The following is a 22,892-nucleotide window of genomic DNA, read 5'->3' as shown; positions in this document are numbered from 1 at the left end:
TAAACATCATCCAGAATCCCGCCACCAGGCGGGATTTTTTCAGCGCAAATAGGACCGCAAGGCCGCCAACACCTCTTCCACGTCTTCGGTGCGCTCGGCAGGGCTAGCTTCCGGATTGCCCAGGTGTTCGCGGATATGGCCTTCCAGCACCTGGTTCATCAAGCCGGCAACCGCACCGCGCACGGCGGCAATCTGCTGCAGCACCGCAGCACAATCGCCGCCCTCATCGAGAGTGCTTTCCAGCGAACGCAGCTGCCCCTGAATGCGCCGCACCCGCGTCAGCAAGGGTTTTCGATCGCGTATGGTGTGAGCCATGGCTTGTCTCCGGCTTCATGTTTATACTGGGGGGGAGTATATACGCCGAGAGCCACATTCATGAATTCCCCCGCCGTTTTCCACCACTGCACGCACGCTGGCCAGTTCGACAAAGGCAACCCGCTGGCCGAGCGCAAGACGCGTTGGGCGGTCATCCTGACCGCGCTGATGATGGTCGCCGAGATTAGCGGTGGCTGGGTGTTCAACTCGATGGCGCTGCTCGCCGATGGCTGGCACATGAGTTCGCACGCACTGGCGCTGGGCCTGTCGCTGCTGGCTTACGCGCTGGCACGGCGCTTCGCGCAGGATGCGCGCTTCTCCTTCGGCGCGTGGAAATTCGAGGTGCTCGGCGGCTACACCAGTGCCCTGTGTCTGGTCGGCGTGGCGGGTCTGATGCTGTTCCAGTCGGTCGAACGCCTGCTCGCCCCGCAAGCCATTCACTATGACGAGGCGATCCTGATTGCCGTCATTGGCCTGATCGTCAATCTGATCTGTGCCTGGCTGCTGCGCGATGATCACCAGCATGATCACGGCCACGAGCATGGACACTCCCACGATCATCATCACGACCTGAATCTGCGCGCGGCTTACCTGCATGTGCTGGCCGACGCGGCCACCTCGGTGCTGGCGATCATCGCCCTGTTTGGTGGCAAGCTGTGGGGCGCGAGCTGGCTTGATCCGGTGATGGGCATCGTCGGCGCCGTGCTGGTGGCACGCTGGTCGGTCGGCCTGCTGCAACAGACCGGCCGCGTGCTGCTGGATGCGGAAATGGACGCGCCAGTGGTGGCCGAAATCCGCGAAGTCATCGCTGCCAGCCCGATCCCGGCGACGATCCGCGATCTGCATGTGTGGCGCATCGGCAAGGGCAGCTATGCCTGCGTGCTGAGCCTGCTGAGCAGCGCAGCCGCCAGCCCGGATTATTTCCGCGCACAGTTGCAGATCCACGAAGAGCTGGTGCACATCACGGTGGAAGTGCATGTGCCGGAGAGCGGCGTCTAGCAAGGATGAGCGGGCAGGCAGGCTGAAGAAGTCCGCTGGGCGAGGCTGTCCGGCCGCTTTCTGGACAAAGTGCCGCAGGTGCGAATCAGTCGCACAGCTTGCGCTGGCGTGCGGCTGAAGCCGCACCTACGAAAACCGATGTGCCAGACTGCCCCGGGTTTCACTCAGCACTCAGTCCTCAGTCCTCATTGCTCAGCCCTTCTTTTCAACGCTTGCGCAAGCGGCGTGGCCAATGCCAGCCCAGCCCCTGACCGCTGGCCAGGCGCACGATGAGGCGCAGGCCTAACCAGCCGGCAATCGTCATGCCGATGACAAGCAAGCCGTAGGACACGCGCCAGTCCAGCCTCGCCGTCCAGCTGCTGAATTCGGACATGCCACCAATGCTCGCCACCAGATTCAGCGGCAGGAAGATCACGCTGATCAGGGTCAGATTCTTCAGCAGGGTATTCACGTTGTTGTTGATGATCGCACCGCGCGCATCCATCAGGCCGGACAGCACGCTGCTGTAGATCGCCGCCTGCCGCCCGCACTGCTGCATGTCGATGACGATATCGTGCAGATCTTCAGCCTGCGCCGGATTCAGATCGAGACGATGCGCGGCTGCGCGCAGCTTGGTCAACACGGCGGCGTTGGCCTCGATGCCATCGACGTAGTAGATCAAGCTCTCGGACAAGGCCAGCATCTGCAGGTAGTAGCGATTTTCCATCGACACGCTGATCTTGCTGCCCAACTCGGCATTGATCTGCTTGATGACCTTGAGGTGGCCCAGATAGTGATGCACGGTGTACAGCAGGAGCTTGAGCAGGAAATCGTTGAGGGTGTGCACGCCGCGAAAATCTCGCTCGCCAAAATCCGGCTCACCATCGGCGGTAACCAGCACCAGGGTGTAGGGGCGAATGAACAGGCCCATCGAGGACACATCAAAACGCAGCTGGGCGCCGATGGAGACGTTCTTGGGGCGTTTCCAGATGATGTTGGCGCAGCCATGATCGCCGAACTCCAGACGCGGGATTTCCTCGGAATCGAGTGCAGCATCCAGATCGTATTCGTCCAGATTCAGCGCGTAACGCAGCTCCTCGCGTTCTTCGCGGGTCGGTTCCGAATAAACGTGAATCGGCGCATCGTCATCCTCGACACGATGCACCTCACCATTTCGAAAATCATATGAAGTCTTCAAACGGCTCTCCAATGTTCGCGCGTGGCGGCTCAAAGCCTTGCACAAGCCTGATTTTAGTCCTCGATGGACTAATCAAGCACAAACATCCGGGCAGAGCTGGCGCCATTCATCCTGCATCAACCATACTTCACAAACTCATCACCAAGCAGGAGCACCTCCGTGAAAACATCTGTGTGCAGTTTGATCCTCGTGTCAGCCGTGCTGTTGAACGCCTGTGGCTCCAAAGGCACAACCCAGAACAGTGAAGCCGCGCCTGCGGCCAAGGCCCCTGCGGAGGCCGCCCCAGCGCCCAAACCCGTGGTGAGCTGCGTGCCCTTCAAGGCCAGAGCCGAAACGCCACCCGCCAAGACCACGACCAAAGCGCCCACCAAATCCGCCGCCAAGAAAGCAACCAAAACCCCCGCCAGCACGCCCGCGACGGCCAAAGCATCCCCTGCACCCAGCGGCCCGATCAACCCGAACGCGGATGGATCGTGCCCCAGCGGCTACGACCGCATCGTGACCCAGCCTGAACCCGAAGCCGCACCGGCCGTGAACAGCAAGGATGACGGCTCACCACGCATGGTCAAATCGAGAGATGGCAGCTATGAAGGCGAGGTTTACGGCAGACCGGCCGCCGGCAGCAAATTGGCAAAACTGCAGATCGGCATGCCCCAGGCTGAAGTTGAAAAACTGATCGGCCGCCCGGATGACATCCGTGGCCACATCACCGGCAAGGCCTTCAACCCCTTCTACTTTGGCAGCGATGCGGCACGCGTTGAATGGATCTATCGCGGCCACGGCAGCGTCGCCTTCGATGCCGGCCACTGGGGCGGTGGCGGCGTGGTGATGATGATCAACCACGATCCGAAGATTCAGTAGATCCTGCCTGTAATGCCGCGCCGAGCCTCGCTATGCGCGACATCAGGCTGAAGAGGCAAGCTGAACGCGGCTTTGCGGGCAGTGCCGGCAAAGCCGCCGGACGACATCAAAAGGCCGTCGTAATGCCGGTAAACAGCACCGTATCGGCGTGACTGTTCTCGGCGCGCACCTTCTCGCGATATTTCTGCAATACCGCCACCTGCAGGCCAAAGTGGGAATTGATCCGCGTGGTCAGGTCGCCCTGCATCGCATAGCGCGTACCGCCGCCAACCGAATCCGGGTACACGACCATGCGGTGCGTAATCCGGCTGGTAGGCGAAAGCTCGTAACGCAGCTCAGAGCCCAGCACGCCTTCAAAACCCCGCGCATCCGGCTCGTTACGGTAACGCTCCCAGCTATAGGCCAAACCACCATACACGTTCAACGTCAGGGCTTCGGTATTCAGCCAGTGCACGCCCACCCCGCTGGAGAGGCTGCCGCGCAGGCTCAGATCCTGCAGCATGTCGCGCTCGGCACCCGCGCCGGCAAAGCCGAACATGTGCTCACTGATATTGCGCTCGCCCCGGAAATCCGCGTTGGCGGTGTCGCCGCTGCGCTCGCCGTTTTCCGCACTACGCACCGCGATGGCATTGGCCAGCAGGCGGCTGTCACGCATCTCGCGCACCGCATCCAGCGACAAACTACCCTCGGTCGAATTACTGCTGCCACGCCGCATGGTCAGACCCAGACCGAAGGAACCCTCCCACTTGCCCGAGCTTTCCTCCTTGAGTTCCGGTGCCCGTGCCAGCTTCTTGAACAGCGGATCAGCCACCACTTTGGGCGTCTCGGGTAACGCAGGCTCCTGTGCCTGAACCAGTTGCGGCGCGCACAACGCTGCCAGCAAAACGAACTTCTTGGCCTGCATTTGAATCTACCTTCTTGTAAGTGTGGTGATCAGACGCACCACAACGCTAGTGAGTTCCCGGGCAATGCCTTGCAAAGCTGCTTCCGACCTGTGTTTTCAGGCATATATACCTGACCGCCGCACTGCGCCTCGCTCTCCGGCATGATCTGCCAGAGAGGCAAGCCAGGTGCGGCTCTCCGATGGGCATCCGGAACATCCAATAAAAAGGCCTGCCGCATGGGCAGGCCTTGGTGTTTCACAGCGAACAAGCGGATCAGGCCTCGGCCTTCTTCGCGCGTGGCGCCTTGGCCGCCGCCGGAGCTTTGGCTGCAGCAGGTTTCTTGACCGCCGCTTTTTTCACCGCCGGCTTCTTGGCGGCAGCAGGCTTCTTCGCCGCGACTGCCTTGGCCGGCTTTTCGGCAGCAGTGGCCTTGGCAGCAGCCGGCTTCTTCTCGGCCGCGCCAGCCTTGGGCGCACGCGGTTCGAATTCGAAGCTGACCTTGCCGGCCGTCGCATCCCAGCTCAGAAAGGCCGAGAACTTGCGGTGCGTGCGCGAGGATACGAAATTGCGCAACAGATCGGTCTTGCCGGTGGTGAGCAGCTTCTGCATCTGTTCGACTTCGATCGGCTGCTGCAGGATCACCTTGCCAGAGCGGAAATCGCAGCTCTTCTCCGGTCCGAGACTCTTTTCGCAAGTGTAAGTCGTGCCGTGTTCATACACGCCAGCACCGCACTTGAGACAGGCGCCCAGACTGGTCTGATCGGAGAAGTCCGGCGCTTCCGAGCCCTCGCCATCGCGCGGCTGGCCAAAATCGAACTCGGGCAGCTTGTCGTCGTTCAGGCGGATCTCGGCGTTGAAGGCGCGGCCCATCTTGTTGCGGAAGCCCAGCAGCGGACCGACCTTGCCGACGGTCAGCAGGGTTTCGATTTCCTGCGGCTCGAACTGACGCCCGGCCACGATCTTCCACAGCGCGTACTCACAACCCGAACACTGGAATTTCTTGTAGTTCTCGCGAATCACGCCGCCACACTTGGGGCAAGGCGCGGCGAGGATGCCGAAATCGCCAGGGATGGTGTCGGAATCATAGGTCTTGGCGCGCTCGACGATCTCGCGCGTCATGGCCTCGATGTGGCCCATGAAATCGGCGCGCGTGAGCAGGCCTTTTTCCATCTGGGCCAGCTTGAATTCCCACTCGCCGGTCAGCTCCGCCGAGGACAGCTCGGTGATGCCCAGACCCTTGAGCAGAGTCACCAGCGAGAAGGCCTTGGCGGTCGGGATCAGCTCGCGACCTTCGCGCAGGATGTAGGTTTCGGCGATCAGATTCTCGATGATCTGCGCGCGCGTCGCTGGCGTGCCGAGACCACGGCCACCCATGGCGGCACGCAACTCTTCGTCGTCGACCAGCTTGCCGGCGCCTTCCATGGCGGACAGCAGCGTGGCTTCGTTGTAGCGGGCCGGCGGCTTGGTGACGCTGGCCTTGACGCGGATGTCTTCGGTCGTCGAACTTTCACCAGCCTTCACCGGCACCAGCGAGCCGGTGGCTTCTTCGCCTTCGAGTGCGACTTCCTTGCCATACACGGCCATCCAGCCGGAATTGACGAGCACCTTGCCTTCGGTCTTGAAGGCTTCGTTTTCGACGCGCGTGATCCGCACGGTGACCTGGAACTCGGCCGCCGGGAAGAACACGGCGAGGAAGCGCTTGGTGACCAGATCGTAGATCTTGTGCTCGGCTTCGGTCAGATTCTTCGGTTCGGTGCCGGTAGGAATGATGGCAAAGTGATCCGAGATCTTGGTGTTGTTGAAGATGCGCTTGTTGGGCTTGACCCAGCCGCGCTTCAGAATCTCGGTGGCGTGGGCGTTATACACATCCGGCAAGGCGCCGAGAATGCCCGGCACGGTGGCCACATAATCTTCCGGCAATGCGCGTGCGTCGGTTCGCGGATAGGTCAAGACCTTGTGCTTTTCGTACAGGGCCTGGGCGATCTGCAGCGTGGTTCGCGCCGAGAAGCCAAAACGGCCGTTGGCCTCGCGCTGCAGGCTGGTCAGGTCATAGAGCAGCGGCGAAAGCTGGGTGGTCGGGCGCGACTCTTCCTCAACCGTGCCCGGCTTGCCGGCGCACTTGGCGTGGATCGCGTCAGCCTTGGCCTTGTCCCAGATGCGCGGCGCGGTGGCGTGCTCGTCATCCTCGGGCTTCTTGAATTTCTCGTCGAACCAGCGCCCGGCGTATTCGCCAGCGGCCACGCCGAAGCTGGCTTCGACTTCCCAGTAATCGCGCGACTTGAACTTGCGGATGCGCTCTTCACGCTCGACCATCAGCGACAGCGTCGGCGTCTGCACGCGACCCACCGTAGTCAGGTGAAAGCCACCGCTCTTGGAGTTGAAGGCGGTCATGGCGCGCGTGCCATTGATGCCGATGAGCCAGTCGCTCTCGGCGCGGCACATCGCGGCTTCGCGCAGGCCGCTCATGTCATTGGCGGTGCGCAGGTGCAGGAAGCCATCGCGGATCGACTGCGCGGTCATGCTCTGCAGCCACAGGCGCTGGATCGGCTTGCTGGTGCCGGCGTGCTGGGCCACATAGGTAAAGATCAGCTCACCTTCACGTCCCGCGTCACAGGCGTTGATCAGGCCGGTGACGTCCTTGCGCTTGATCAGCCGGGTCAGCAGACGCAGACGCTCGGCACTCTTCTCGATCGGGTTCAGCGCGAAGTGCGGCGGAATCATCGGCAGATTGGCGAAGCTCCACTTGCCGCGCTTGACCTCGAACTCCTCAGGCACCGCCAGTTCGAGCAGGTGACCGACAGCCGAAGAGAGGACGAAATCATCGCTCTCGAAGAAATCGCCTTGGCGAGTGAAGCCACCGAGCGCGCGGGCAATGTCCTGAGCGACGGAAGGTTTTTCGGCGATGATGAGCTGTTTGGTCATGGGCTTGAGGTTAGGGACAAAATAAATCGCGGCTGGAAGGCCGCGATGCAATGCTGTAGATAATAGAAGCGCCTTGCCCGCTGGCGCAAGCTTTAACGCCTAATGGACATGAATGGCTTCCTGCCATTCGTCCTCAAACTCGGCGACCTCATCGGTCAGCAGCTCGTCGAGAATCAGCGCATCGACACTCGCGCGCTCTTGCCACAAGACCATCAACACGATCACCTTGAACTGCGACAGATTCACCTCGGCGTCCGGCAAAGCCAAAGCGCGTTCGATGATCAGCTCGCGCCGGCGCAGATCGATGAGCCCGGTATTTTCCAGAAAAGCCAGAAAACCACGCGCGGCGACATCCACGCGCACCTGCTCGGAATCACTGAAAATCCGGATCGAACCACGCCCGGCGGGCAATTGTGGCGTCAAACGACCCGCCGCCAAACGCAGACCGCCGAGCCACTCGACGGCATCGGAAATGTCGGCCTCGTCAAACCCGGCAGACGCCAGCTTGCGCGTCAGTTGTTCGGGCTCCTCCGGACAGGCGTCGGCGTATCCATAAGTTTCAAACAGATAAACCAGTATGTCGATCATGGCTGTCCCGGCTGGCACTGCCCGCAAGCAGCGCTCAATTGATACGTTGGAATCGGCCACCCGGCAGGCGCGCAATACGCCCATCGAGTTCCAGCACGGTCAGGATGGCGAAGAGCGCTTCCGGCGTCAAGCCCGCCCGCGCAACAAGTGTGTCAGGCGTGATCGGGTCGAAACCCATTTTGGCCAGAAAATCGGCGTCCTCGCCCATAGGCTGAAGATCCGCGCCCGCCAAGGCTGTCACGGCAGGCATGCTGGAGGGCCGCGCCCAGCGCAGTTCTTCGAGCACGTCCTCGGCGCTTTCGACGAGCTTGGCGCCCTGCTTGATGAGTTTATGGCAGCCGCGTGACAGCGGCGAATGGATAGAACCGGGGATCGCGAACACATCGCGATCCTGCTCGGCCGCCATCCGCGCGGTGATCAGCGAACCACTGTCCACGGCGGCCTCGACCACCAGCACCCCGCGCGCAAGTCCGGAAATGATGCGATTGCGACGCGGGAAGTTGTAGGCCGCTGGCGGTGTGCCGAGTGGAAATTCCGACAGGATCACACCGTGCTCGGCGATCTCGCGCGCCAGTTTGGCGTTGCGCGCCGGATAGATACGGTCTGCGCCGGTACCGACCACGGCAATCGTGCCGCTAGCCCCTTTCAGTGCGCCACGATGGGCGGCGGCATCCACCCCCAAAGCCAAGCCACTGATGATCGTCAGCCCGGCCTGCGACAAGGCCTGGGCAAAGGCTTCAGCATTCGCCTCGCCCTGCGGCGTGGCGGTGCGCGCGCCGACAATCGCCAAAGACGGGGCATTCAGCAGCGCAACACGACCCTTCACGTAAATCAGCGTCGGCGGATCGGGAATCTGCAGCAAGGCTTGCGGATATGCGGCATCGGCCAGACTCAGGATCGCATTGCCGGATTCGCCAGCCCAAGCCAGCGCTGCTTCAATCTGCGCGACGTTATCGTGCTTTTTGAGGGTTTCCGCCAGACGTTCGCCGATGACCTGCGCCAATGCAAACTGCCCGACAGAAAAAATCCGCTCGGGCAGTCCGAAAGAAGCCAGCAGCTCGCGCTGCCGCTCCGGGCCCACGCCTGGCACAAGGCACAGGCGCAGCCAGTAGTGAAGATCAGCGCTCAGGGATTAGCGACCTTGTCGCCAATCTTGACCGGACCGGAAGCTTCCATGATCAAGCCATATCCGACACGATTGAAGACGCGGAAGATGTAGAGCAAACCAGTACGCGTATCCGGCATGTTTACGACTTCAGCCTTGCTGTCACCGCGATAGATCGTACTACCGTTATTGCGACTGATAGCGAGCACATGACCAGGTTCCAGACCCGCATTCTTGCCCGCGCTGACCGCAATGACCGAATTGCGCCCGCCGACATCGACACCACCATAAATCGACACTACAGATGCGGCGATAGCAGTCATTGGTGCATGCGGCGGAGCAGCCAGCAGCTCAGACTTGCCCGCCGGCTGCAAACGATCCGAAGGCACGATCTCGTGCTTGGACGTCATCACACGCATCTCGGCAGCCTTGTCACCATTCGCCGGTATGGTCACGCGGGCAGTCGCCACGTATTGAGCTTCATAACCCAGCACTTGCTTGCTGACGGGATCCTTGAGTACCTTGGCGCGGCGATACACATGCCAGGCATCGATCGGGTTGCCATTCAGATTCTTGGCGTAAATCACATCGCCGGCACCGGCAAGTACGCGCTCCTGGTCAATTGCCACCACGGTCGGCTCGGTCGGTGAGTCTTCCGTCTCCGAGACCAGTGGTTCAGTCAGGAAGGGACGAATCGCATCCAGCGGAATACTCGCAATCGGCGAAATCACATCCTTGGAATAAACCTGCGGCGAGAGTTTTTCGACACCGTTCACCCCACCACTGACCTGACGGCCCATCGACAGCGTATTGGAGTTGCGATCCAGCACCACGATCTGACCTGGATAAATCAGATGCGGATTGCGGATCTGATCCTGATTCATTTTCCACACTTCCGGCCAGCGCCAAGCATCCCGAAGAAAAACTCCGGAAATGGCCCACAAGGTATCGCCTTTCTTGACGACATAGCTATCCGGCGCATTCGCGGCAAGCTCCGCCTTATCGGCAGCAAAAGTGGTGGCCGTCATGAGGGCCAGAGACAAACCAATAACAGTCCTGCTGAAAACTTTGATCATTGCAAACCCCGTCGATGGTTGATCGCGACCCGGTCACGTGCGGCGCAAAGCGCTAAACTACGTAGTCTGGCGGCAAGCCAATCTGCAGCGTATCCGATACATTTGAGGATGGCCGGTAGCTGCAGATATTCAAGTTTTACGTTAGATTCTGCCCGTAGCATACTCATACATCAAGGTTTTCTGACAAATGGCGCTATTGCCCATCCTCCATTACCCCGATCCCAGACTGCATACCAAGGCTCAGCCGGTAGCCGTCGTCGATGAACGTATCCGCCAACTGGTGCGCGATATGGCTGAAACCATGTACGCCGCACCGGGTGTCGGCCTCGCCGCCACGCAGGTCAATGTACATGAACGCGTGATCGTAATCGACACCTCCGAAGACAAGAGTGGCCTGCTCGCCCTGATCAATCCCAAGATCATCGCCCGCGATGGCGAACAGGAATGCGAAGAAGGCTGCCTGTCGGTGCCCGGCATCTACGACATAGTTAAACGTGCCGAACACGTACGCGTGCGCGCCCTGAACGAAAAAGGCGAGCCCATCGAGTTCGACGCCGACGGCCTGCTCGCCGTGTGCGTACAGCACGAGATTGATCACCTTGAAGGCAAGGTCTTCGTCGAATACCTCTCACCGCTCAAACAGAACCGCATCAAGGCCAAAATCGCCAAGCGGGCGAGAATAACGGCGTAATCGGTAATGGGAACTCGGAACTGGGTTCCCTGCCCCCAGTTCCCAGTCCCCAATACCTAGTCCCCATGAAAATCGCCTTTGCCGGAACGCCGGAATTCGCTGCCATCGCCCTGCGCGCCATCCTTGACGCGGGCTTCGAAGTGCCACTGGTGCTAACCCAGCCGGATCGCCCCGCCGGGCGCGGCATGCAGCTGCATCCCAGCGCGGTCAAGCAAGTCGCGCTGGCCCACGACATTCCGGTAGATCAACCCGAAAAATTGCGCACGCCCGAACAACAGGCGGCGCTCGCGGCCTGCGGCGCCGATGTGCTGGTGGTTGCCGCTTACGGCCTGATCCTTCCGCAGGTAGTGCTGGATCTGCCGCGTCTGGCTTGTCTGAACATTCACGGCTCGCTGCTGCCGCGCTGGCGTGGTGCGGCACCGATTCACCGAGCCATCGAAGCCGGCGACACGGAAACCGGCATTACTATCATGCAGATGGAAGCCGGTCTGGATACCGGACCAATGCTGCTGAAACAAGCCCTGCCGATCTTGCCCACCGACACCACCGCCAGCCTGCATGACAAGCTCGCCGCACTGGGGGGCACGATGATCGTCGAAGCCTTGCGCACGCTGGAAAAAGGCCCGCTGCCGGCGACGATCCAGCCCGCTGAAGGCGTGACTTACGCCCACAAGATCGACAAGAGCGAAGCCGCACTGGATTTTCGCCAGAGCGCCGAAGTATTGGCGCGCAAGCTGCGCGCCTTCGACCCGTTTCCCGGCGGTGCGGCGACCATCAATGGCACGGCGCTCAAGCTGTGGGCCGGTGAAGCCGTGAGTGGCAGCGGCGAGCCAGGCACAGTGCTCAGCGCGGATGCCCACGGTGTCGTCGTCGCCTGCGGTGAAGGCGCATTACGCCTGACCGTGCTGCAAAAACCCGGCAGCAAACGCCTGCCGGCGGGAGATTTCCTGCGCGGCTTCGAACTTGCTGCAGGCATTTCCTTCCTGTACACAGCGCCCTGACACACATCGCATCCGGCATCGTAGAATAGGCTCGCCTCATGCTTCGGTCATCCCCGGGGCGGCTCATTCAGGGAAAAAAAATGAAAGCATATTCTGCAGAATTTATCGGCACCTTCTGGCTGGTACTGGGTGGTTGCGGCAGCGCCGTACTGGCCGCAGCCTTTCCGGGCGTCGGCATCGGCCTGCTCGGCGTATCACTGGCCTTCGGCCTGACTGTACTGACCATGGCTTTTGCCATCGGCCACATTTCCGGCTGTCACCTCAACCCGGCGGTTTCGATTGGTTTGTGGGCCGGCGGGCGTTTTGAGGCGGGCAAGCTGCTGCCCTACATCGTCGCCCAGGTGCTGGGCGCAATCGCGGCCGGCGGCGTGCTGTATCTGATCGCATCCGGCAAGGCCGGCTTTGATGTCACCGCCGGTTTCGCCTCGAACGGCTACGGCGAACACTCGCCCGGCGGCTACTCGCTGCTCGCCGCGCTGGTGTGCGAAGTGGTGATGACCGCCATGTTCCTGGTGGTCATCCTCGGTGCCACTGACAAGCGCGCACCGGCCGGCCTCGCCCCGATTGCCATTGGCCTGTGCCTGACCCTGATCCACCTGATCAGCATTCCGGTGACCAACACCTCGGTCAACCCGGCACGCAGCGTCGGCGTCGCAATCTTTGCTGGCGGCTGGGCGATCGAGCAGCTGTGGCTGTTCTGGATCGCACCGGTTGCGGGCGCCTTGCTGGGCGCGACGATCTATCGCTTCATCGGCTGCGACAAGGTCTGCGAAAAAGTCTGATCGAGATATCTCCCAACAGCACAAGCCCGGGCCTGTCCCGGGCTTGTGCTTTGTGGATTGAATCTTTCTGCCCCAGCCCCATCTAACCCCTGCGTGCATGAGCACGGGTACTTTCTGGAAGGCAGGTTAAGACAATGTTCAACTGGCTCAAGACTTCGATCCTGATGGCGGGCATCGTGGCCTTGTTCGGCGCGGTCGGGATGATGATCGGTGGCGAGCGCGGCATGCTTCTGGCGCTGATCTTCGGCGGCGGCATGAATGTGTTCTCGTATTGGTTCTCGGACAAGCTGGTCCTGCGCATGTACAACGCGCAGGAGGTTGATGCCGCCAGCTCGCCCTACCTGTATAACATGGTCAAGCAACTCGCCCAGCGCGCCCAACTGCCAATGCCGAAGGTCTACCTGATCAACGAGCAGCAGCCGAATGCTTTCGCCACTGGTCGCAATCCGCAACATGCGGCAGTGGCCGCCACCACCGGCATCCTGCAAATGCTCACCGAGCGCGAACTGCGCGGCGTGATGGCGCATGAACTGGCCCACGTAAAGCACCGTGACATCCTGCTGTCGACGATCTCCGCGACCATGGCCGGAGCGATTTCAGCGCTTGCCAACTTCGCGATGTTCTTCGGCGGGCGTGACGAGAACGGCCGTCCAAGCAACCCGATCGCCACGATTGCCGTGGCCCTGCTTGCCCCGATGGCGGCGATGCTGATCCAGATGGCGATTTCGCGGGCGCGCGAATACGAAGCAGATGCCGGCGGTGCCACCTTCTGCGGCGACCCGAACGCCTTGGCTGATGCGCTGCAGAAGATTGACTACTACGCGCGCGGCATTCCGATGCCGAGCGCCGAGGCGCATCCCGAAACCGGCCAGATGATGATCATGAATCCGCTCTCGGGTCGCGGCATGGCGGGGCTGTTTTCGACGCACCCGCCGACTGAGGAGCGTATTCGCAGATTGCGGGCGATGGCGTAATTCGCTGATCGCAAGTCGCAAGTCGCAAGTCGCAAATCGACAATTCCAGGTCAAAGGCTTCAAGAGCCGCGCGGGATGGGCTTCTTCAAGGCATGAGTCTGAAGAGCATTGCTGGCAAAGGCTTTGTGGCATGGCATGCTGCAGAGCACGTATGGGCGAGGATCTGCGGGTCGTCGTTGGTGCTGACTCGACCCTCTCCCAGCCCTCTCCCTGCCGGGAAGAAGGAGCCGCCCGAGCCGCTTTTACGCCTTTGCGACTTGCGACTTGCGACTTGCGACTTGCGACTTGCGACTTGCGACGCCAGCCTACCTCGCCCACTCGATCAATTTCCCGGCGATCTTGTGCAGCGGCAGGATGTCGCGCACGCCGCCGCGCTGGATCGCGATCTTGGGCATGCCGAAAACGACACAGGTTTCCTCGGATTCGGCCACGGTCGCGGCGCCCGCGTCGAACATTTCCTTCAGACCCAAGGCACCATCATCACCCATGCCGGTCATGATCACGCCTATGGCATTGCGCCCGGCGGCTTTGGCGACGGAGCCGAACAGGCAATCCACCGAAGGTTTGTGGCGATTGATCACCGGGCCGTCGATCACTTCCACCGTGTAACCGTTGCCACTCTTCTGCAGGCGCATCTGCTTGCCCGCCTCAGCCACCAGCGCGAGGCCACGCTCCACCGCCTGGCCGTTCTGCGCTTCGCGCAGTTCCAGACGCACATCGCGATTGAGGCGATCGGCGAATTTCCTGGAGAAACCAACGGGCATATGCTGCACGATCACGATGCCTGGCAAGTCCGGCGGCAAGGCGGTCAGCACGGTTTCCAGCGCCTGCGTGCCGCCCGTGGAAGCGCCCAGCGCAATGACCCGGCTGTCACTGCCGCCGGCGATGCGCGGCGTCTTCACCACCGGCGGCGCGATGGGCCGTTCAGCACTCGTCGCGATCTGGCGCAGTCGCGTCAGATTGGTCTGGGCGGCGGCACGCACGGCAGCGACGATGCTGTCGCTTTCATCCTCGAAAAAGCTGCTGACGCCCAGCCTGGGTTTGGTAATCAGACTCACCGCGCCGGCCGCCAGAGCATCAATACCGACCTGCGCGCCGTTGCCCACCAGCGTCGAGCAGATGACGACCGGCGTAGGTCGTTCGGCCATGATTTTCTTGAGGAAGGTGATGCCATCCATGCGCGGCATCTGGATGTCCAGCACGATTACGTCCGGCCATTCCTTCTTCATCTTCTCCATGGCAAACAGGGGATCCATCGCCGTATCCATCACGCGGATGCCCGGCTGCTGCTCAAGAAGCTGTTTGGCGGCCTCACGCACGAGAACGGAGTCGTCAACAATCAGGACATTAATCATATTCAGGCCTTCCGAAATCAGTCGATGGGGCTCAAGCAGACATTTGTTGCGGTGAACATTTCTTCCTCGCCGGTATTCAGCGCCGGCACGCGAATTTCGAAACGGCTGCCCAGGCCCGGCGCGCTATGCACGCTGATTTCACCACCAAGGGCGAGCACGGCATCGCGCACGACATCCAGGCCCACGCCGCGACCGGAGTAGTGGGTCAACATCGCGGCAGTGGAGAAGCCGGGCTCGAACAACATGGCATAAACCGCTTCGGCATCGAGCCTCGCGCCCGTCGGCAAAAGGCCACGCGCATGCGCGACGGCGCAAACCTTATCGACATCAATGCCTGCACCATCATCGGAAACGCTGAATATCAGCCAGTCGCCCTCCACGCTGGCTTCCACGCTGAGATTGCCATGCGCCGGTTTGCCCGCCTGCAGGCGCAGCGCGGGGGTTTCCAGACCATGATCGATGGCGTTGCGCAGCAGGTGCATCAGCGCATCGCCGAGCAGATCTGCCATGGATCGCTCCAGCACGATGTCGCTGCCCGTCAACTGCAGATCCACGCGTTTGCCCAGCTCCTGGGCGGTGTCGCGAACCACCCGGTGCAGGCGGCGGAACTGCTCGCCAAAATGCGTGCTGCGCAGGTCCTCAACCAGGCGCCGGGCATCGCCAAGGCCATGCTGCAGTACTGATAATTCCGCCTGTGAAACATTGCCGCCGCGCTGCGTCAGGCCGACGACCACGCATTGCAAGGCACCGATACGCGCAGCCAATGCTTCCAGCTGTTCGGTCGACACCCGCAGCTGGCTGTTTTGCCGCGCCTGCTCCTGCTTGATCTGATCCTGGCGAGCGAGCACCGCGCTGACCAGTTCCGGCTTCACGAAACCTTCGTCGACCAGAATCGAGCCCAGCGGCTTGCCCTCGGCGCTGCGCTGCACACGCAAGCCGTCGGCCAGCTCGTCCGGCGTCAGGGCGCCGACGCGCAGCAACATCTCACCGGTATGCAGATCTTCGTCCGGCAAAGCCTGAATGCGTTCCACATAGCCCTGCACCTGGGTGGCGGGTGGTGTGATCTGCAATTCGCAGCTGTCGCGCACAAACGAGAACACGTCCTCGATGCTCTGCCGGTCGGCCGGGCTATCCAGAAAGATCTCGAAGTGCAGATAGCACAACTCGGGATCGTAGTCGGGCGGCTCGGGCAGCGCATCCGTGAAGGTTTGCAGACTAAAGATCCGCCCCAGTGAGGCCAGATGCTGCAGGAAGTAGGCCGGGTCCATGCCCTGACGCAGCACATCCGGCGCAAAGCGCGCTGTCAGACGCCAACACGCATCGGCGCTCGTCGCCAAAGCCTGTTCCGGCTGCGGCGCAAGGGGCTCGACGCTGGCCTCTTCGCCCTCAAGATAAGGCACCAGCAGGCCGATCAGGCGGGCCCGGTCGGCCTCGGCAAATTCAGGGCTGACGGGTTCCTCCAGCGCACACATGCCGACCAGAAAACGTAAGTGATCGCAGCAGGAGAGCAGCACCGAAATCAACTCAGCATCGCCCCACAAACTGCCGTCGCGCAGTCGCGCCAGCACGCTCTCGGCAATATGCGCGAACCACTCCACCTCGCCCTGATGCACCACCATCGCATTGCCCTTGATGGAGTGCGCAGCGCGAAACACCGCATCCAGTACGGCGTGATCGGCCGGATTACGCTCAAGCGCCATCAGTTGCGTCTCCAGCGTATCCAGCTGGGTTCCGCAATCCGCTATGAAAAGGGCAAGCGCCTCGTCCATTCCTGCATTCATCCTGACTTTTCCGATGCGTACTCAGGTCGACAGCAAGCGGGCAGGCGCCTGGAGCAGGCTGCCGAGCTGGTAAAAAGTCACCATCTCGCTCACCACACTACTGGGGCGATCAAACTCCAGATGCGTCAGCGAACGCGCGGCCTCACGCCGCAAGGTCAGCAGCAACTGGATGCCGGCCGTGTCGATATGGCTCACTTCGGAAAGATCCAGATTCAGGGACGCGCCGCTGCGGGCGGCCTGGATCAGCGTGGGCGCGAGCGCGCGCACATGATGGACGGTGAATTCTTCAGGGGCGGTCAGAGCTTGAGTCGGCATCATTTACTCACCTTGGCTGGTTTTTCTGCCCACTGGTCGCACACACGGGTCGGGCAGATCGTGTTCTTATTACGGCTCACAAGCGGCGAACTTGCGAGTTCGACTGACACGCTTTCCCTTATAGACAGGGCCACCGGGCCGCCCCAAAACCATGCAGAATGAATTGCCTCTCGCCGCATCAGACGCCTTCCGCGAAGCCCTTGGCCCACGCCTGGAGAGCCTGTGCGGCGGGCATCTGCTGGCCGGCGGACACAGCGAATATCAGAATTGGGAGGTGTGGGACACGCCCGCCTTCGGCCGCCTATACCGGCTGGGCGGACGCAGCATGGCCAGCGAGCGTGATGCCTTCCTGTGCCACGAACCACTGGTGCATATCGCCGCACTGGCCCACCCCGATCCGCGCCGGGCGCTGATCCTTGGGGGCGGCGACGGTGCCTCGGCCGCCGAACTGCTGAAATTCCCGGGCATCGAGGAAGTAGTACTGGCCGAGCAGGATCCGGAAGTCATCACCCTGAGCCGCGAATTCCTGCCGATGCTGCATGCGGGCGCGCTGGACAACCCGCTGCTCTCGCTGCGACTGGGCGATGCGGCAGCCTACGTGCACGACTGGCAACCCGCCGACGGCCATTTTGACCTGATCGTCTTCGATCTAACCGATCCCGACACAGCCGCCGCGCCGCTCTTCTCCGTCGATTTTTTCCGCGCCTGCCAGTGCCTGCTCGGCCCGCACGGTGCACTGAGCCTGCATCTGGGTTCACCGTTTCATCAGCGTGAACAAGTCGAAAGCCTGCTCGCCCGTCTGCGCGAAGTCTTCGCCCTGGTCACCCCTACCTTCCCGACGATCCCGCTGTATGGCGGGCTGTGGAGTATGGCGGTGGCCTCCGACACGCTGGACCCCGGCGCCGTGCCACCGGCCATGCTGGCCGCGCGCATCGAAGGCCTGCTCGGCAATCTGCGCCTGATCGACGTGAGCCAGTATCATGCGCTCCTCGCCTGCCCGCCCTGGCTGGAGTCGCTCGAAGGTTTCTGACCCCCATGTCCCGCATCATCCCCATCATCCCCCGCGCCGCCTCGCTCAAGACCCACGCTCCGGCGCTGACGGCACCGCCGCCGCTGTCGCTGTACATCCACTACCCGTGGTGCGTGAAGAAGTGTCCGTATTGCGATTTCAACTCGCATAACGTGAAAGAAGCCGGCATCCCGGAGCAGGCCTACATCGACACCCTGATCGCCGATCTGGAAGCGGCCCTGCCGCGCGTGTGGGGCCGGCGCGTGCACAGCATCTTCATAGGCGGCGGCACGCCCAGCCTGCTCTCACCCGAGGGGCTGGATCGGCTGCTGACCAGCGTGCGCACCCTGCTGCCGCTGGAGCCGGGTTGCGAGATCACGCTGGAGGCCAATCCCGGCACCGTCGACACGGCGCGTTTTGCGGCCTTTCACGCGGCGGGCGTCACGCGGGTGAGCGTAGGCATCCAGAGCTTTGACGAAGGCCACCTTAAGGCACTCGGGCGCATTCACGACCGCGCCCAGGCCATCCGCGCGCTGGAGGCTGCCGCGACGCATTTCACGACCTGGAATGCCGACCTTATGTATGCCCTGCCCGGCCAGACGCTGGCCGAGGCGGCGGCCGATCTGGAACAGGTGCTGAGCTTCGCGCCGCCGCATCTGTCCTGCTATCACCTGACCCTGGAGCCCAACACCCTGTTTCACCGCGACCCGCCCAGCCTGCCGGATGACGAAACCTCGGCCGACATGCAGGAAATGATCGAAGCGCGGCTCGCCGAAGCCGGCTACAACCACTATGAGACCTCGGCATTCGCCCGGCAAGGCCACAAATGCCGCCACAACCTGAATTACTGGCGCTTTGGTGACTATCTGGGCATCGGTGCCGGCGCGCACGGCAAGCTCTCCGATCATCTGGGCGTGCATCGCCAGATGCGCCACAAGCATCCGAACACTTACCTTGATCAAGGCGCGGCCAGCGATTTCATCCAGGAACAGCACACCGTGGAAGCCCACGAACTGCCCTTCGAATTCATGATGAACGCCTTGCGCCTGACCGAAGGCGTGCCGCGCAGCCTGTTCGAGGAGCGCACCGGCCTGCCACTGGAGGTGATCGAAGACAAGATCATCGCCGCCCGCCAGCGCGGCCTGCTGGAAGTGACCGACACGCTGATCCGCCCGACCGAGCGCGGCCAGCGTTTTCTCAACGATTTGCTGGAACACTTTCTGGCGCATTGAAACGACACGACCATGAGCAACTCAAGCAACGACAACTCTCTCGACGACGCCCCCTTCGGCAGCTTCAGCAGCCGCGACTACCGCCCGGCCGATGCGCCGGCACTCGCGACAATCTATCGCGCCGCCATCCTCGAAACCGGGCGCGAAGCCTACAGCGCCGAGCAGTGCGCGGCCTGGGCCGCCTGCGCCGACGATGCCGCGGCCTGGGCGCAGCGCCTGCAGGACAACTGGGTACGCGTAGCGGTCGAAGAGGACGAAAACGGCAACGAGGAGATCATCGGCTTCGGTGGCATCCTGATGCCCGGCCACATCGACCTGCTGTTCACCGCGCCGGATGCAAATCGTCAGGGCGTGGCCAGCCTGATCCTCGAAGACTTGCTGGAGCTGGCAGGCGCCATGGGCACGAAGAAGATCACGGCCACTGCCAGCGAACTGGCCAAGCCTTTTTTCGAAAAACAGGGTTTCAAGCTGGTCGAGAGCGGCGAACACGAACGCTGCGGCCAAAGCCTGATTTGCCACAAGATGCTGAAGGGCTGAAGCAGGAGAGCCGGATTCGGCCAGGGCATGACCCGAAAACCCTCTACCAGACTTGATCTTCAGGCAGGCGCCCGTCTCAGGCAAGTACAGAGCGCATCTTCAGGCGGCCTGCCTGCAGAGCCTTTCTACAAAAGGCTCTGCAGGCAGGGAACCACAGGCTTTTCCCGCCAGTCGTAGCTTGTGACAAAAATTGATCGCTCAGCCGGAATCCTGCCATGCCCCACGAAATCACCCTGATCACCACGATTGCTGCTGCGCTCGGGCTGGCGATGATTTTCGGTTATCTTGCCGCGCGTCTGCGCATGCCGCCGCTGGTGGGCTACCTGCTCGCCGGCATCCTGATCGGGCCGGCTACGCCCGGCTTCGTCGCAGACATGGGGCTGGCCTCGCAGCTGGCTGAAATCGGCGTGATGCTGCTGATGTTCGGTGTCGGTCTGCATTTCTCGCTGGCGGACTTGCTGGCCGTGCGCCGCATTGCGGTGCCCGGCGCAATCGTCCAGATCGGTGTGGCGACGGCACTCGGCTTCGCCACCGCGCATTTCTGGGGCTGGCGTCCGGGTGAAGCATTGGTATTCGGGCTGGCCTTGTCCTGCGCCAGCACGGTAGTGCTGCTGCGGGCGCTGGAAGATCGCGGCGTGCTCGATTCGGTGAACGGGCGTATCGCGGTGGGCTGGCTGATCGTGGAAGATCTGGCGATGGTGCTGGTGCTCGTGCTGCTGCCGCCGCTGGCCGGCCTGCTCGGCGGCCAGGCACAGGAAAGCGCGATTGGCGGTGCATGGATCACCCTGGCGTGGACCCTGCTCAAGGTCGGCGCCTTCATCGCCTTGATGCTGCTGGCCGGCCGGCGCGTGTTCCCGGCGCTACTCGGCATGGTGGCCAAGACCGGCTCGCGCGAACTCTTCAGCCTGTGCGTGATCGCCACCGCCGTCGGGGTGGCTTTCGGTTCAGCCAAACTGTTCGACGTATCCTTTGCGCTGGGGGCCTTTTTCGCCGGCATGATGATGCGCGAATCGGAATTCGCCCACCGCGCAGCCGACGAATCCCTGCCGCTGCGCGATGCGTTTTCGGTGCTCTTCTTCGTCTCCATCGGCATGCTGCTGGACCCCACCGTCCTGCTGCGCGAGCCCCTGCAGATTCTCGGCGTGGTGGCGATCATCATGTTGGGCAAGACGCTTGCCGCTTTCGTACTGGTACTGGCATTCCGCTATCCGCTCAATTCCGCATTGACCGTGGCGGCCAGCCTGGCGCAGATTGGCGAGTTCTCCTTCATCCTGATCGGCCTGGGCGCCCAGCTCGGCCTGTTCCCGCAGCAGGGCGCCAGTCTGGTGCTGGCCGGCGCCTTCATCTCTATCGCCCTCAACCCGCTGATGTTCGCCGCCATCGAACCACTGCGCCGCTGGGCACTGGCGCGATCGGCGCTGGCCCGCAAGCTGGAAGCCCGCACCGATCCGCTGGCAGAGTTGCCGCAGAGCGTAGACCAGCTTCACCTAAGCGGCCAGGTTGTGCTGGTGGGCTACGGTGCGGTTGGTCAACGCATTGCCGAGACCTTCGATGCAGCGCAGGTTCGCTACGTCGTCGCCGATGACAACCGGGAACAAGTCGAAGCCCTGCGTGCGCGTGGCGTACCTGCAGTTTGCGGCGACCCGGCCGACCCGATGGTGTTGGTGCAAGCCCACATCGCCCGCGCCAGCATACTGCTGGTGGCCTCACCGGATTGCTTCGAGGTGCGCAGCATGATCGAAACAGCCCGCAGCCTGAACCCGGGCATCGAGATCATGGTGCACACCCTGACCGACAGCGCCGCGACGGCATTGCCAAAGGAAGCCGGCATCCGCATCTTCGTCGGTGAAGACGAGCTGGCCCGCGCCATGGCAGCGCATGTGCTGGCACGGGCGGCAGGCACACACTGAGCTACACCTGCCTGAAAACCCGCTTGCAGCCTTGATCTTCAGGCATGCATGGCAGAGATGCGCGTCCTGCATTACTGACAGAGTATGTATCCTGCGAAGCCTTTCTCAGGGCGGCTCTGCAGGTAGGTTCTATTTCAGATCAATGCGCCGGACCAGCAGCTCTGCGTAAGCCTCAGGCGCATCGTAACGGGCATCGGCCCAAGCCTTCTTCGCGCATGCGACGTTGGGTTTACCATCGCTATCAATGCGACTGCAGGCTTGGATGTAGACCCCGGCCTTGAAGTAGCAGGCGCCGACAATGCTGGCCACATCCAGCTGCGCACTGACCCGCTTTTCCAGCCCGCTGGCCAGGTTGCGATAGATCACCCTTAGCGTGCCCTGATCGGCAGCGATCCGCACCTGCATTGGTTGGCCGAGGGCGTAGGCCTTGTCGAGAATGTCGCGCTGGGCCGAATCAGACCATTGCAGCTCGATGCGGCCGGTATCGCTGCGTCCATTGGCTTTCGCCGGTCCGATGTACTTGAGCATCAGGTTATCGTTCTTGGCATCGTGGATCTGGCCGATGGTCACCTCGGGCTTGGCCGTGGTGCTTGCCAGCAGCGTTTGTTCGAGGGTGAGGCTGCGTTTGTCCTGCAGGCAATCCCAGGCAGCCAGACGGCCAGCTTCGTCCATCTCGCGCAATTCGGAACGCGCATACGCCGTATTGCCGCTGGTGCGCGCGCCGCCCGCATGGGCGCGGAAGACGATGCCGTCCGGCGTAGCGTGGAACCAGGGCGAATTGCGGTAGCCCCACAAACTCGTAACCTCGTCGGCCTTGCCGTCACCATTCACATCGACCGGCAGGGTCAGCTTCCAGCGGCTCAGGCCGCTCGTGCTCAGCGGCGCCTCCTCAGCCACCGCCGCACCACAGGCCAGCAAGGCGACGCCAGCCAGAATCGCCTTGAACCACATCTTTTACTTCCGCCGAGTCCAGATGTCGGTCTGCTTGCCATCCTTGTTGCTGTACTCGTCGCGAATCTTGTCTGCGTCGATCAGCGTCAACCGGCTTTGCGTGCGCCACTGGGTCGAGGGCATCAGGAAGCTGGCAGAAAGAATCTGGCCATCCCATTTCACGCTACTGATATCAAACCACTCATCGCCCTGCGCGTCGCGTGCGTACAGGCAGATCTGCTTGCCCTTGCCCACGATCGTGTAGCGCACCTTCCATTCGGCGATTTCCCAATTGCCGATAAAACGATTATTGAATTTTTTGGTCGGCGTAAAACAAGTCGGTGCCGGCGCCGCCATGCCCGGCCCGGCCTGCACAGCCAGCACCGCCAAAGCAGCCAGAATCATCTTGCGAATCATGCGTTTCCCCTCGGTCGAAACGGGATCAACT

22 protein-coding genes are annotated in these 22,892 nt (G+C 62.0%); 10 read left to right on the top strand and 12 right to left on the bottom strand.

Going from position 1 to position 22,892, the window contains the following annotated elements; all coding sequences use genetic code 11:
- Positions 1 to 39: 39 nt before the first annotated feature.
- Complete coding sequence (locus ABXR19_RS11610; protein WP_354601296.1) at positions 40 to 315, bottom strand: metal/formaldehyde-sensitive transcriptional repressor; 276 nt, start codon at positions 313 to 315, stop codon at positions 40 to 42.
- A 60-nt stretch (positions 316 to 375) separates the two neighbouring features.
- Here ABXR19_RS11610 and dmeF point away from each other — a divergent pair, with 60 nt between their 5' ends.
- Positions 376 to 1,314 carry a CDF family Co(II)/Ni(II) efflux transporter DmeF gene (gene dmeF, locus ABXR19_RS11605; protein WP_354601295.1) on the top strand — a complete coding sequence of 313 codons (939 nt, stop codon included), beginning with the start codon at positions 376 to 378 and terminating at the stop codon, positions 1,312 to 1,314.
- A 205-nt stretch (positions 1,315 to 1,519) separates the two neighbouring features.
- Here dmeF and ABXR19_RS11600 read toward each other — a convergent pair whose 3' ends face one another.
- Positions 1,520 to 2,491, bottom strand: a complete 972-nt coding sequence (locus tag ABXR19_RS11600; protein WP_354601294.1) for a magnesium transporter CorA family protein — start codon at positions 2,489 to 2,491, stop codon at positions 1,520 to 1,522.
- A 159-nt stretch (positions 2,492 to 2,650) separates the two neighbouring features.
- Here ABXR19_RS11600 and ABXR19_RS11595 point away from each other — a divergent pair, with 159 nt between their 5' ends.
- Positions 2,651 to 3,352: a hypothetical protein gene (locus ABXR19_RS11595; protein WP_354601293.1), complete on the top strand. Its 702-nt coding sequence runs from the start codon at positions 2,651 to 2,653 to the stop codon at positions 3,350 to 3,352.
- 106 nt (positions 3,353 to 3,458) lie between these two features.
- Here the strand turns inward: ABXR19_RS11595 and ABXR19_RS11590 are convergent, their stop codons facing one another.
- From ABXR19_RS11590 to ABXR19_RS11570, 5 genes are all read right to left on the bottom strand, one after another.
- Complete coding sequence (locus ABXR19_RS11590; RefSeq protein WP_354601292.1) at positions 3,459 to 4,256, bottom strand: DUF481 domain-containing protein; 798 nt, start codon at positions 4,254 to 4,256, stop codon at positions 3,459 to 3,461.
- A 253-nt stretch (positions 4,257 to 4,509) separates the two neighbouring features.
- A complete protein-coding gene (locus ABXR19_RS11585) occupies positions 4,510 to 7,158 on the bottom strand; it encodes a DNA topoisomerase III (protein ID WP_354601291.1) in 2,649 nt (882 codons plus the stop codon).
- A gap of 99 nt (positions 7,159 to 7,257) precedes the next feature.
- Positions 7,258 to 7,746, bottom strand: coding sequence for a Smg family protein (locus ABXR19_RS11580; protein WP_354601290.1), 489 nt, complete (start codon positions 7,744 to 7,746; stop codon positions 7,258 to 7,260).
- A gap of 34 nt (positions 7,747 to 7,780) precedes the next feature.
- Positions 7,781 to 8,827, bottom strand: a complete 1,047-nt coding sequence (gene dprA / locus ABXR19_RS11575; RefSeq protein WP_435594323.1) for a DNA-processing protein DprA — start codon at positions 8,825 to 8,827, stop codon at positions 7,781 to 7,783.
- A gap of 44 nt (positions 8,828 to 8,871) precedes the next feature.
- Positions 8,872 to 9,927, bottom strand: coding sequence for a LysM peptidoglycan-binding domain-containing protein (locus tag ABXR19_RS11570; protein WP_354601289.1), 1,056 nt, complete (start codon positions 9,925 to 9,927; stop codon positions 8,872 to 8,874).
- A 187-nt stretch (positions 9,928 to 10,114) separates the two neighbouring features.
- On the opposite strand from ABXR19_RS11570, the gene def reads away from it, so the two are divergent.
- The 4 genes from def (at position 10,115) to htpX (ending at position 13,375) form a co-directional block, all read left to right on the top strand.
- The gene (def, locus tag ABXR19_RS11565; protein ID WP_354601288.1) at positions 10,115 to 10,618 is read left to right on the top strand and encodes a peptide deformylase; all 504 of its coding nucleotides are present in this window, start codon (positions 10,115 to 10,117) and stop codon (positions 10,616 to 10,618) included.
- 65 nt (positions 10,619 to 10,683) lie between these two features.
- Positions 10,684 to 11,619, top strand: coding sequence for a methionyl-tRNA formyltransferase (gene fmt / locus ABXR19_RS11560; protein ID WP_354601287.1), 936 nt, complete (start codon positions 10,684 to 10,686; stop codon positions 11,617 to 11,619).
- 80 nt (positions 11,620 to 11,699) lie between these two features.
- Positions 11,700 to 12,401 carry an aquaporin Z gene (aqpZ, locus tag ABXR19_RS11555; RefSeq protein ID WP_354601286.1) on the top strand — a complete coding sequence of 234 codons (702 nt, stop codon included), beginning with the start codon at positions 11,700 to 11,702 and terminating at the stop codon, positions 12,399 to 12,401.
- Between the two features lie 134 nt (positions 12,402 to 12,535).
- Entirely contained in the window at positions 12,536 to 13,375 is an 840-nt protein-coding gene (gene htpX, locus ABXR19_RS11550; RefSeq protein WP_354601285.1) for a zinc metalloprotease HtpX, read from the top strand.
- 305 nt (positions 13,376 to 13,680) lie between these two features.
- Here htpX and ABXR19_RS11545 read toward each other — a convergent pair whose 3' ends face one another.
- Genes ABXR19_RS11545 through ABXR19_RS11535 form a run of 3 tightly spaced genes read right to left on the bottom strand, consistent with a single transcriptional unit; the run spans position 13,681 to position 16,829 of the window.
- Positions 13,681 to 14,730 carry a protein-glutamate methylesterase/protein-glutamine glutaminase gene (locus ABXR19_RS11545; RefSeq protein WP_354601284.1) on the bottom strand — a complete coding sequence of 350 codons (1,050 nt, stop codon included), beginning with the start codon at positions 14,728 to 14,730 and terminating at the stop codon, positions 13,681 to 13,683.
- 17 nt (positions 14,731 to 14,747) lie between these two features.
- Positions 14,748 to 16,499: a chemotaxis protein CheA gene (locus ABXR19_RS11540; protein ID WP_354601283.1), complete on the bottom strand. Its 1,752-nt coding sequence runs from the start codon at positions 16,497 to 16,499 to the stop codon at positions 14,748 to 14,750.
- 33 nt (positions 16,500 to 16,532) lie between these two features.
- On the bottom strand, positions 16,533 to 16,829 hold the full coding sequence (locus tag ABXR19_RS11535) for an STAS domain-containing protein (protein ID WP_354601282.1): 297 nt from the start codon (positions 16,827 to 16,829) through the stop codon (positions 16,533 to 16,535).
- 148 nt (positions 16,830 to 16,977) lie between these two features.
- On the opposite strand from ABXR19_RS11535, the gene ABXR19_RS11530 reads away from it, so the two are divergent.
- The 4 genes from ABXR19_RS11530 (at position 16,978) to ABXR19_RS11515 (ending at position 21,514) form a co-directional block, all read left to right on the top strand.
- Entirely contained in the window at positions 16,978 to 17,856 is an 879-nt protein-coding gene (locus tag ABXR19_RS11530) for a spermine/spermidine synthase domain-containing protein (protein WP_354601281.1), read from the top strand.
- A 5-nt stretch (positions 17,857 to 17,861) separates the two neighbouring features.
- Positions 17,862 to 19,067, top strand: a complete 1,206-nt coding sequence (gene hemW / locus ABXR19_RS11525) for a radical SAM family heme chaperone HemW (protein ID WP_354601280.1) — start codon at positions 17,862 to 17,864, stop codon at positions 19,065 to 19,067.
- Positions 19,068 to 19,079: 12 nt separating this feature from the next.
- The gene (locus tag ABXR19_RS11520; RefSeq protein ID WP_354601279.1) at positions 19,080 to 19,604 is read left to right on the top strand and encodes a GNAT family N-acetyltransferase; all 525 of its coding nucleotides are present in this window, start codon (positions 19,080 to 19,082) and stop codon (positions 19,602 to 19,604) included.
- Between the two features lie 215 nt (positions 19,605 to 19,819).
- Complete coding sequence (locus tag ABXR19_RS11515) at positions 19,820 to 21,514, top strand: cation:proton antiporter domain-containing protein (protein ID WP_354601278.1); 1,695 nt, start codon at positions 19,820 to 19,822, stop codon at positions 21,512 to 21,514.
- Positions 21,515 to 21,643: 129 nt separating this feature from the next.
- On the opposite strand, the gene ABXR19_RS11510 is transcribed toward ABXR19_RS11515, so the two are convergent.
- The gene (locus tag ABXR19_RS11510; protein WP_354601277.1) at positions 21,644 to 22,465 is read right to left on the bottom strand and encodes a polysaccharide lyase family 7 protein; all 822 of its coding nucleotides are present in this window, start codon (positions 22,463 to 22,465) and stop codon (positions 21,644 to 21,646) included.
- A 3-nt stretch (positions 22,466 to 22,468) separates the two neighbouring features.
- Positions 22,469 to 22,861, bottom strand: coding sequence for a hypothetical protein (locus ABXR19_RS11505; RefSeq protein ID WP_354601276.1), 393 nt, complete (start codon positions 22,859 to 22,861; stop codon positions 22,469 to 22,471).
- Positions 22,862 to 22,892 lie beyond the last annotated feature (31 nt).

The sequence above is a fragment of the Uliginosibacterium flavum genome, assembly GCF_040566545.1.
In the GTDB taxonomy this organism is placed as follows: Bacteria; Pseudomonadota; Gammaproteobacteria; order Burkholderiales; family Rhodocyclaceae; genus Uliginosibacterium; species Uliginosibacterium flavum.
Note: the sequence above shows the minus strand (reverse complement) of the source record. Positions and strands in the feature narration are given on the sequence as shown.